The organism is Segeticoccus sp., assembly GCF_035708005.1.
Window position 1 is genome coordinate 1 of sequence record NZ_DASSTI010000135.1, and the last position, 10,605, is coordinate 10,605.

The 10,605-nt window shown below is 75.2% G+C and carries 10 protein-coding genes; all 10 read left to right on the forward strand.

What is annotated here, in order from left to right; translation table 11 throughout:
* A partial coding sequence (locus VFL99_RS13130; protein ID WP_325106816.1) for an HAD hydrolase-like protein occupies window positions 1-471 on the forward strand: 471 nt, incomplete at its 5' end.
* Window positions 461-1,093, forward strand: coding sequence for a hypothetical protein (locus VFL99_RS13135; RefSeq protein WP_325106817.1), 633 nt, complete (start codon window positions 461-463; stop codon window positions 1,091-1,093). The genes VFL99_RS13130 and VFL99_RS13135, both read left to right, overlap by 11 nt.
* Complete coding sequence (locus tag VFL99_RS13140; RefSeq protein ID WP_325106818.1) at window positions 1,090-1,317, forward strand: hypothetical protein; 228 nt, start codon at window positions 1,090-1,092, stop codon at window positions 1,315-1,317. Before VFL99_RS13135 ends, VFL99_RS13140 begins: the two co-directional genes overlap by 4 nt.
* Window positions 1,310-2,173, forward strand: a complete 864-nt coding sequence (locus VFL99_RS13145) for a TlyA family RNA methyltransferase (RefSeq protein ID WP_325106819.1) — start codon at window positions 1,310-1,312, stop codon at window positions 2,171-2,173. Before VFL99_RS13140 ends, VFL99_RS13145 begins: the two co-directional genes overlap by 8 nt.
* A complete protein-coding gene (locus tag VFL99_RS13150; RefSeq protein ID WP_325106820.1) occupies window positions 2,173-3,138 on the forward strand; it encodes an NAD kinase in 966 nt (321 codons plus the stop codon). Before VFL99_RS13145 ends, VFL99_RS13150 begins: the two co-directional genes overlap by 1 nt.
* Window positions 3,139-3,148: 10 nt before the next feature.
* Complete coding sequence (recN, locus tag VFL99_RS13155) at window positions 3,149-4,888, forward strand: DNA repair protein RecN (protein WP_325106821.1); 1,740 nt, start codon at window positions 3,149-3,151, stop codon at window positions 4,886-4,888.
* Window positions 4,889-4,914: 26 nt separating this feature from the next.
* The gene (steA, locus tag VFL99_RS13160; protein ID WP_325106822.1) at window positions 4,915-5,997 is read left to right on the forward strand and encodes a putative cytokinetic ring protein SteA; all 1,083 of its coding nucleotides are present in this window, start codon (window positions 4,915-4,917) and stop codon (window positions 5,995-5,997) included.
* Window positions 5,994-6,872, forward strand: a complete 879-nt coding sequence (locus VFL99_RS13165) for a hypothetical protein (protein WP_325106823.1) — start codon at window positions 5,994-5,996, stop codon at window positions 6,870-6,872. The genes steA and VFL99_RS13165 overlap by 4 nt, the downstream gene beginning before the upstream one ends.
* Entirely contained in the window at window positions 6,869-9,787 is a 2,919-nt protein-coding gene (locus tag VFL99_RS13170) for a lipid II flippase MurJ (RefSeq protein ID WP_325106824.1), read from the forward strand. Before VFL99_RS13165 ends, VFL99_RS13170 begins: the two co-directional genes overlap by 4 nt.
* Before the next feature lie 6 nt (window positions 9,788-9,793).
* Window positions 9,794-10,605: CTP synthase (locus VFL99_RS13175; protein ID WP_325106825.1), on the forward strand; the 812-nt coding region annotated here is incomplete at its 3' end.

Genomic DNA, 10,605 nt, shown 5'->3' on the forward strand with positions numbered 1-10,605 from the left:
GGGGCTCCGGCGTCGGCGACCCTCGGCGTGGGCGACCGCCTGGACACCGACATTGCCGGTGCCCACGCCGCGGGGATGGATGCCGTCCTGGTCCTCACCGGGGTGCACGGGGTGGTGGACGTGTCGCTCGCCCCCACGGACCAACGGCCCCGATATGTCGCCGCCGACCTCGGGTCGCTGCTGCAGCCCTACGAGGAGGCGGCTCCCGACGGCCACAACGGGTGGCGGTGCGGCACCGCGACCGCGCGGCTGGACGACACCGGCCTCACCCTGGAACCCGGAGGGCGGGCCGAGGACGGTCTGCGGGCCGGCCTCGCAGCGCTGTGGGAGGCGATCGACGACCGGGGGCACGAGGACGACGGTGTGGTCTCGGCGGCACACGAGCTGGCCCGGTGGTGGGACGGCCGGACGGGCGCCCAGCAGGCAGTACCGTGGGCACCTGACGATCAGGAGGATGCAGATGGCAGGTGACCAGCTGAAGGCATTGCTGCAGCTCGCCTCGGGTGTGGGGGACATGACGCGGGCCCGCGCCCAAGATGTCGCACGAGGGCTGCTGGAGCTGCCCGGTGGGGAGAGCGCCGGGCGGGTGACCGGCCAGGTCGCGGCGCTGGCGGACGAGCTCCTCGCGACGGCGACGTCGAACCGGGAGAACCTCCTCGGTCTCGTCCGCGCCGAGGTCGAGGACGCCGTCGGCCGACTCGGGCTCGCACCCTCGTCGGAGAACGCGCAGTTGAAGGAGGAACTCGAGCAACTGCGCCTGGAGAACGCGTCGTTGCGGGCCAAGCTCGAGCTGCGAGAGGCCGCCGACGCGTCGGCCGGGCGCGCGGCGCGGAAGCGCTCGACCTCACGGGCCGCCAAGCGGCCGACCACCGGGACGGCAGGGGAGTCCAGCGTCCCCGCGTCGAGCAGTGGGAAGCGCTCTTCGGCAAAGCAGGCGACCTCGAAGCGCGCCGCGAGCAAGCGGACCACCAGCGCACGGACCGGCCGGCCCGCGACGACCCGGACGTCGGGCACCAGCGGTTCGGCGCGCGGCCACCGCCGCGCCACCTCCGAGCCGACCAGTGGACCAGACGCCGACGGGAGCACCTCGTGACCGACCACCCGCAGGACGCGCAGGTCGTCGGGGATCGTGAGGACGAGGGCGACGTGGCTGACGAGGCGGCGGCCGGGGCTGTCCCCCACACCGGCGATGCGGACATCGACCGTTCCCTCGCCGAGCTCGAGGCCGTGCGGGACCAACCGCTGGCCGAGCACATCGCCGCGGCCGAGCGGGTCCACCGGCACCTCCAGTCGCGGTTGTCCGACCTGGGTGACTGACGTCGACCGGTCGCGGGAACCGGTCCCCAGACACCGGCCGGCGCAGGGGTCGGACGAGCCGCGTCGGCTCGACGTCGAGCTGGTCCAGCGGGGACTGGCGCGGTCCCGGGGGGAGGCGCGCGAGCTGGTCCGCGCGGGTGGCGTGCGGGTCGACGGCGAGGTCGTGACCAAGGCGTCCCGGGGCATTGCCCCCCATGCTGAGGTGGAGGTTCACCGAGGGGAGCGGGGGCAGTGGGTCGGGCGCGCGGCATACAAGCTGCTGGCGGGGCTGGACCGCTTCGGCGTGGACGTGCGCGGTCGGCGCTGCCTCGACGTGGGCGCCTCGACGGGCGGCTTCACCCAGGTCCTGCTCGAGCGCGGTGCCCGTGAGGTCGTGGCGGTCGACGTGGGCCACGGTCAGCTGGCCGCGCCGGTGGCGAGCGACCCGCGGGTGCGGGAGCGGTCGGGCACGAACGTGCGCGACCTCGCTCCGGGTGACATCGGCGGCCCCGCGGACCTGGTGGTCGCCGACCTCAGCTTCATCTCCCTGCGGGTGGTGCTGGCCCGGCTGGCCGAGCTGACAGCGCCGGACGGGGACCTGCTGGTGCTGGTCAAGCCGCAGTTCGAGGTCGGGCGGGAACGCCTCGGCAAGGGCGGCCTCGTGCGCGACCACCGCGACCGGCGAGCCGCCGTCCGTGACGTCGCCGCCGAGGCGGCAGACTGTGGCCTGCACGTGGTTGACGGGTGCCCCAGCCCGATCGCCGGTGGCAGCGGCAACCGGGAGTACCTGCTGTGGCTGCGCCGGGGCGGCGGGGGGATGATGAGCGGGCCGAACCTGACCCGGGCAGTCGAGCAGTGGATGCGGGAGGAGGACTGATGACCCGACGCGTCCTGCTCGTCGCGCACCCCCGCCGCACCGAGGTCCACCACCTCGCGCGGGAGGTCGCGGCCCGGCTGCGCGCCGAAGGGGTTCAGGCCGCGATGGTGGCCGACGAGGCCCGCGAGCTCGGTCTCGGCGAGGACGAGGACCTGCTCCTCGCCGACCCCGCGGATCCGGCCGCGGGGTGCGAGCTGATCTGCGTGCTCGGCGGCGACGGCACGATCCTGCGCGGAGCCGAGTTGTCTCGCGGCACCGGCGCACCCTTGCTCGGGGTCAACCTCGGACACGTCGGCTTCCTCGCCGAGGCCGAGCGGGAGGACCTGCCCACGACGGTCGAGCACATCGTGTCGCGCAACTACCGCGTCGAGGAGCGGATGACCCTGGAGGTCAGCGCCTTCAACGACGGAGAGACGATCGCGACCAACTGGGCGCTCAACGAGGCGTCCGTGGAGAAGGCCGCCCGGGAGCGGATGCTCGAGCTCACCGTGGAGATCGACGAGCGGCCGCTGTCGACCTGGGGCTGCGACGGGGTGGTGCTGTCCACGCCGACCGGCTCCACCGCCTACGCGTTCTCCGCCGGCGGGCCGGTCGTCTGGCCGGAGGTGGAGGCCATGCTCATGGTGCCGATCTCGGCGCACGCGCTGTTCGCGCGTCCGTTGGTGCTCGGTCCCTCGGCCCGGGTAGCGATCGAGGTGCTCGAGCACACCGAGGGCGCCGGCGTGTTGTGGTGTGACGGCCGCCGCGCCGTGGAGTTGCCGCCGGGTGCCCGCATCGAGGTCCGCCGCAGCGCCATCCCGGTGCGGTTGGCGCGGCTGTCGAGCTCGCCGTTCACCGACCGGCTGGTGCGCAAGTTCCACCTGTCGGTGGAGGGCTGGCGGGGAGCGGCCCGCCGCGCTGCGGCAGCGGCGACGTTGCAGGAGCCGCGGGCCGGGTCAGCCGGTGTCGACGGTGGCGCGCACTAGCCTGTCGACCGTGCTCCGCCAGATTCGTATCCAAGGCCTCGGTGTCATCGACGACGCCGTGCTCGACCTGGCTCCGGGGCTCAACGTCGTCACCGGTGAGACCGGTGCCGGGAAGACGATGGTCGTCTCCGGGCTCGGCCTGCTGCTGGGTGCGCGCGCGGACGGCGGCCGGGTTCGCCGCGGAGCCAAGCACGCCGTCGTCGAGGGTCTCGTCGAGCTCCCGCCCGACCACCCTGCGGCGGTGCGGGCCGCGGAGGCCGGCGCCGACGTCGAGGACGACCTGATCCTCGTCCGGACGGTGAGCGACCAGGGCCGCTCCCGCGCCCACCTCGGCGGCCGGTCGGCGCCCGTCGGCACCCTGGCCGAGGTCGGCCGCCTCCTTGTCGCGGTCCATGGCCAGGCCGACCAGTGGCGGTTGAAGCAGCCCGACCAGCACCGCGTCCTGCTGGACCGGTTCGCCGGCGCCTCCCTGCAGGACCGCGTCACCGACCTCGCCCAGCGGTATGCCGACCTGCTGGCTCTGCGCGCCGAGTCGCGTCGGCTGCGCGCGGAGGCCCGCGAACGTGCCCGGCGGGTGGACCTGCTGCGCGCCGGACTGGAGGAGATCGAGGCGGTCGACCCGCTGCCGGGCGAGGACGAGGACCTGCGGGCCGAGAGCGAACGGCTCACCCATGCCGACGGACTGCGCCACGGGGCCGGCGCCGCGCACGCGGCGGTCGTCGGCACCGACGAGCTCGACGGCGGGACGGACGGCGCCGCGTCCGTGGTGGACCTCGTCGAGCGGGCCCGGTCCGCGCTCGGCCCGGTCGCGGCGCACGATCCGCAGCTGTCCGCCCTCGACGGTCGCCTGCGGGAGCTGTCCTACCTCGCGTCGGACCTGGGGGCAGAGCTGGCCACCTACGCCGCCGGGGTCGAGGCCGATCCCGCCCGGCTGGACCAGGTGCAGGAGCGGCGTGCGGAACTGGCCGGCCTCCAGCGCAAGTACGGCGACACCAACGAGGACGTGCTGGCGTGGGCCAAGCAGTCCGCGCAGGACCTGCTCGAGCTCGAGACCGCCGACGAGCGCCTGGACCACCTGGACGGCGACATCGCCGCGCTCACGGCCGAGCTGGCCGAGCAGGCGGACGCCATCAGTGCCGAGCGCTCGGCTGCCGCCGAGCGGCTCGCCCACCGCGTCACGGCCGAGCTCGAGCACCTGGCGCTGGCCGGTGCCCGCATCGAGGTCGTCGTGGCCCAGCAGGAGCAGCCCGACGGTCTTCCCCTGCCGGACGGCAGGACGGTGCGCTGCGGCCCGAGTGGCATCGACGACGTCGAGATCCGGTTCGCGGCGGGGGCAGGGACGCCGCTGCTGCCGGTCGGGCGGGCTGCCTCCGGCGGCGAGCTCTCCCGGCTCATGCTCGCGCTCGAGGTGGTGAGCGCGAGCGGCGACGTGCCCACGTTCGTGTTCGACGAGGTCGACGCCGGCGTGGGCGGGGCCGCCGCGCTCGATGTGGGAGCTCGGCTGGCCACCTTGGCGAAGACCGCCCAAGTCATCGTCGTCACCCACCTCGCCCAGGTGGCGGCCCACGCCGAACGCCACCTCGTGGTGCGCCGCGCCGAGGACGCCGCGGTCACGGTGAGCGACGTGCGCGCCGTGGAGGGCGAGGACCGCCTGCACGAGCTGGCGCGGATGCTCGGTGGCGTCGCCGACTCTGCCGCGGCCTTGGAACACGCCCAGGAGCTGCTCGACCAGGGCAGGTCCGCCCGGTGAGCGCGCGATGACGTCGCGGTGGCCGGATGAGTGAGGCGGCGGTGCGGCCGCGCTCGCGCCGCGCGGTCCTCGAGGCCGCGCCGCCCGCCCCGGTCGTGGGTGCCGTCCGGGCAGGCGCCCGGACCAAGCACCTCGTGCGACGCCTCTGCCCCGGTGACCTTGCGGTCATCGACCATCCCGATCTCGACCAGGTCAGTGCCGCGGACCTGGTCGCAGCGCGGGTCGCGGGGGTGGTCAACCTCGCGGCCTCCCTCACCGGGCGCTACCCGGCCACCGGTGCCGAGTGCCTGCTGGCGGCGCACATCCCGCTCCTCGACGCGGCCGAGTGGGAGGACGGACCGGTGCCCGACGGGACGCTCGCGCGCCTGGACGGCGACTGCTTGCTCGTCGGCGGCCGGGTGGCGGCGGTCGGTGTCGCGCGCACCACCGAGGACGTGCGCGACGCCATGGCTCGCGCGGCGGCGCGACTCGGGGAGGAGCTCGACGGCTTCGCCCGCAACACCCTCGACTTCCTCACCGCCGAACGTGACCTGCTGGTCGAGCCCCTCGACCTGCCGTCGCTGCGCACCTCGCTGCGGGGACGCCCCGCCGTCGTCGTGGTGCGGGGGCCCGGGCACCGCGACGACCTGGCCGCCCTGTCCGGGTTCCTCGCCGACCAGCACCCCGTGCTCATCGGCGTGGACGGTGGCGCGGACGCCGTGCTGGACGCCGGGCACCGACCGGACCTGGTCGTCGGTGACCTGGACTCCGTGTCCGATGCGGCACTCGCCAGTGGGGCCGAGGTGGTCGTGCACGCCTACCGGTCCGGCGAGGCGCCCGGTCTGGCCCGGGCGCGCGCGGCCGGCGTGCCCGAGCCGTTGCTGTTCCCCGTGACCGGCACCAGCGAGGACGCCGCCCTGCTGCTCGCCCACGCGGCCGGCGCGTCGCTGATCGTGGCCGTCGGCTCCCGCACCGCCCTCACCGAGTTCCTCGACAAGGGACGGGCCGGCATGGCCAGCAGCTTCCTGACCCGGTTGCGGGTGGGGGACCGCCTGGTGGACGCCAGGGGGCTGAGCCGGCTGGTCCCACCGATGGCGCCACCGGGCGACAGGTGGTCCGCGCCGCGATGAGGGGCGCGCTCGCCGCCCTCGTCACGTCCGCCGTCCTCTCCCGGACCGGCTCGCGTCCCTCGGGGCCGGGCATGACCCGCACCAACCACGCCGAGCGCCCGGTCTCACTGTGGGAGGGCCCCGCAGTGGTCCTGGGCCTCCTCGCCGGCGCCACGTCGGCGCAGCTCTTCGCCGCCGTCTCGGGGGCGGCTCTCGCCGGCGCACTCGACGACCACGGCCGGGCCAGCAGCGCCAAGGGTCTCACCGGCCACCTCCGCGAGCTCCGGCACGGTCGGGTCACCACCGGCACCGGCAAGCTGCTCCTGCTCACGGCTACCGGCGTCTCGGCGTCCCTGCTCGGCGAGCCCGAGCGCACCCGGCGAGGTTCCGCCGTCCCCCACTGGCCGCGCCGCTCCTGGCTCGACCGGCTCTCGTATGCCGCCCTCGTCGCGGGCTGCGCGAACCTCACCAACCTGCTCGACCTGCGCCCCGGCCGCGCGCTGAAGACGGTCCTGCTCACCGCCCTGCCGCTCCTGGGGACCTCACGGACTGCCAGCAACCGTCCCGGCCCCCACGGCCGCGGCACGGGCCAAGGGCCCCGACGGCGGCCCGCTGCGGACACCACGGGCAGCGCGGGCGTCGTCCTCGGCGCCGCGGCGGCTGCGCTCGCCGACGACCTGACCGCGCGCACCATGCTCGGCGACACCGGGGCCAATGCTCTGGGGGCGGCCACGGGCGTCGCGCTCAGCGAAGGCTGCGGCCGCAGGGGTCGCCTGGTCGCGCTCGCGGTCGTGACCGCGCTGACCCTGGCCTCCGAACGGGTCAGCTTCACCGCCGTCATCGGTCGAACCCCGGTGCTGCGCGAGCTCGACGCCTGGGGCAGGACGGTCGCGTGACGGCCGTCCTGACCCGGCCCGTGGCCTCCCGGGTGGCCGGGGCGGCCGGCCTCGTCGCCGGCGCCACCCTGCTGGCCCGGATCGTCGGGTTCGGCCGGTGGCTGGCCTTCTCGGCGAACGTGGGCACGAGCTGCACCGGCACGGCATACACGACGGCCAACCAGCTGCCCAACGTGCTGTTCGAACTCGCCGCCGGGGGCGCCCTGGCGGCCGTGGCCGTGCCCCTGGTGCGCCGGGAGCTCGGGGGCGACCGGGGGCGCGCGGACCAGCTTGCCTCCGCCCTGCTGACCTGGACCGTGACCCTGCTGGTCCCCACGGCGGCGGCGCTGGCGCTGCTCGCCCGCCCCGTGGTGTCCCTGCTGCTGCCGGCCAGCCCCTGCCCGGGCGCTGTCGGCACAGCGACGGCGATGCTGCTGGTGTTCGCGCCGCAGGTCCCGCTCTACGGGGTGGGCATGGTGCTGTCCGGGGTGCTGCACGCGCACGGACGCTTCCTCGCGGCGGCCCTCGCCCCGCTGCTGTCCAGCGTGGTGGTCATCGGCAGCTACCTGGGCTTCGGCGCCCTGGCGGCCGCGGGCCGGACGCCCTCGGGCACCGCGATCGCCGTCCTCTCCGGAGGGACCACGGCGGGCGTCGCCGCGCTGAGCCTGCCCCTGCTCGTGCCGGTCCGGCGCGCCGGCGTGCGCCTGCGACCCACCTGGCGCTGGCCGGGTGGCACGGTCCGCCGCGCCGTGGCGCTCGCGGGTGCCGCGGTGGTCGTGGCGGCCGCGACGCAACTCGCCACCGCCTTGCTCACCAGGGTCGTCAACGCGCACGGCGGCCCCGGCAGCCTGCCGACCTTCTTCTACCTGCAGGCCGTCTCCCTCCTGCCGTATGCCGTGCTCAGCCTCCCGCTCGCCGTGGCCGCCTTCCCCGCCCTCGCCGCGGTGGAGTCGCAGGCTGCCGACCGGCTCGCCCGGTCGGTCCGCGCTGTCCTGGTCACCGGTGCGCTCGGCGCGGCCCTGCTGGTGGCAGTGGCGCCGCAGGCGGGTGCCTTCTTCACCGGGCTGGACCGCGGCGCGGCGACCCCCGGCGGCCGGGCCGCGCTGGACGCCATGCCCGCGGCCCTGACCTGCCTCGCCCCGGGCCTGCTCGGCCTGGGCCTGACCGCCCTGCTCACCCGGGCGCTCTACGTGCGTGGCCGTGCCCGGCATACCGCCGCCGCGATGACGCTGGGCTGGGCGGTCGTCGCGCTGGTGCCGCTCGTTACGCTGCGCGGCACCGCGGACCCGCGCGCGACCCTCACCACCGTGGGCTGGTCCACGACGGCCGGTATGACGCTGGCGGCCCTCCTGCTCCTTCTCGCCGTCCGGCGTGGCTGGGGAGCCGCTGCGTTGCGGGGCGTACCGCGGGCCGGCGCGGCGGCCCTGACCGCCGCGGCCGTGGGTGCCGGGGTCGGGCGCTGGGCCGGTGGGGCCAGCGCGCAGGCACTCGGTGCGGGGCAGGTCTGGGTGGTGCTGGCCGGGCTGGCGGGTGCTGCTGCCGTGCTCGGGTCCTTTGCCGGACTGGTGTGGCTGCTCGATCGCGACACCGCGCACCTCCTGGCCCGACGGGGGGCCCCGGTGACGCCGCTGGAGCCGCGAGACGGTTCGGTGCCGCCGCCGGAGCCGGGAGACGGTTCGGTGCCGCCGCAATCGTTGTGCGGTTCTGGCGGCCAGGACGACCAGAACCGCACAACGATGGCGGACAACGATCGGAGCTGGCCGGGGCGGGTGCTCCTGGTGGCGCCGGCGAGCACCGGCGGCATCGGCGCCCACGTGCGCGACCTCGCCGACGGTCTCCTCGCGGCCGGTCACCAGGTGCTGGTCGCGGCGCCGGCTCAGCTGGCCGAACGGCTGCCCCTTTCGGCGCGCGGCAACTCGAGGCCCGGTGTGCAGCACCTGCGGATCACGATCGGCCGGCGTCCCGGGATCGGCGCCGACCGGGCGACGCTGCGTGCGCTGCGGCGGCAGCTGTCGCGGGTCGACGTGGTCCATGCGCACGGGTGGCGGGCCGGTGCCGTGGCCGCGCTGGCGACCCGCGGAGCGCCGCCGGTGCCGCTCGTGGTCACGCTGCACAACCCGCCACCACGCTCGGGGCTGGTGGCCGACCTGCTGGCCCGGCTCGTGATGTCCCGCGCCGGCGTCGTGCTGGCCGGGACGGCGGACCTCGGGGCCCTGGCCCGCCGGTACGCCGCCCGGCGGGTCGAGCCGGCGGTGCTCGCCGCGCCGGCTCTCCCACCGACAGACCGGGCCACGGCCGCGCGGCTGCGGGCCGAGCTGGCGCCCCGGGGACGACTGGTGCTGGTCGTCGCGCGCCTCGCGCCGCAGAAGGGCCTCGACGTGCTGCTGGACGCCGCCGCACTGCTCCCGCCACACGGGCTCGGCCGCCCGCACGGAGCGAGCGGGCAACACGAGCGCGAAGTCCTCGTCGCGGTCGCGGGGGAGGGGCCTCTGCGGCGCAGCCTGCAGCGGCGTATCGACCGAGAGCACCTGCCGGTGCGGCTGCTCGGTGAGCGTCCGGACATGCCGGCCCTGCTCGCCGCCGCCGACCTGGTGGTGTGCCCGTCCCGCTGGGAGGGCCCCTCACTGGCCCTGCAGGAGGCCTTGCACCGGGGACGGGCGGTCGTGGCGGCCGACGTCGGCGGGATCGCGGACCTCGTCGGCGAGGCGGCCCTGCTCGTCACCGGCGGGGACGCACAGGAGCTGGCACACGGCATACAGGTGGTGCTCGGCGACGACGCGGTGCGGAAGGCGTTGGAGGCCAAGGCGCTTCAACGTGCGGGTGAGCTGCCCGGGCAGGGAGACGTCGTGGCGGCGACGGTGGCGGCCTACCGGCGGGCCAGCGGCGCGTCGCCCCGCGCGCCCGTCGTGTCCGACGTCGGCGATGACGTAGAGTAGAAGCCCGTGGTGGAGCAGACGAAACACATCTTCGTGACCGGAGGCGTTGCCTCTTCGCTCGGCAAGGGGCTCACCGCCTCCAGCCTCGGACACCTGCTCCGCGCCCGGGGTCTCCGGGTGACGATGCAGAAGCTCGACCCCTACCTCAACGTGGACCCGGGCACGATGAACCCGTTCCAGCACGGTGAGGTGTTCGTCACCGACGACGGTGCGGAGACCGACCTCGACATCGGTCACTATGAGCGGTTCCTCGACACCGACCTCCATGGCTCGGCCAACGTCACCACCGGCCAGGTCTACTCGACGGTGATCGCCAAAGAACGCCGCGGCGAGTATCTCGGCGACACCGTGCAGGTCATCCCGCACATCACCAACGAGATCAAGTCGCGCATCCGCCGCATGGGCGGCCCGGACGTCGACATCGTGATCACCGAGATCGGCGGCACGGTGGGTGACATCGAGTCGCTGCCGTTCTTGGAGGCGGCTCGCCAGGTGCGGCACGAGGTCGGTCGCGACAACGTCTTCTTCCTGCACGTGTCGTTGGTGCCGTACATCGGGCCGTCGGGCGAGCTGAAGACCAAGCCCACCCAGCACTCGGTCGCCGCGCTGCGCCAGGTCGGTATCCAGCCCGACGGGCTCGTGCTGCGAGCCGACCGGGAGATCCCGGGCGACATCAAGCGCAAGATCTCGATGATGTGCGACGTCGAGCCCGAGGCGGTCGCCGCGTGCGTCGACGCGCCGAGCATCTATGACATCCCGAAGGTCATCCACGCCGAGCGGCTCGACGCCTACGTCATCCGCCGGCTCGGGATGCCGTT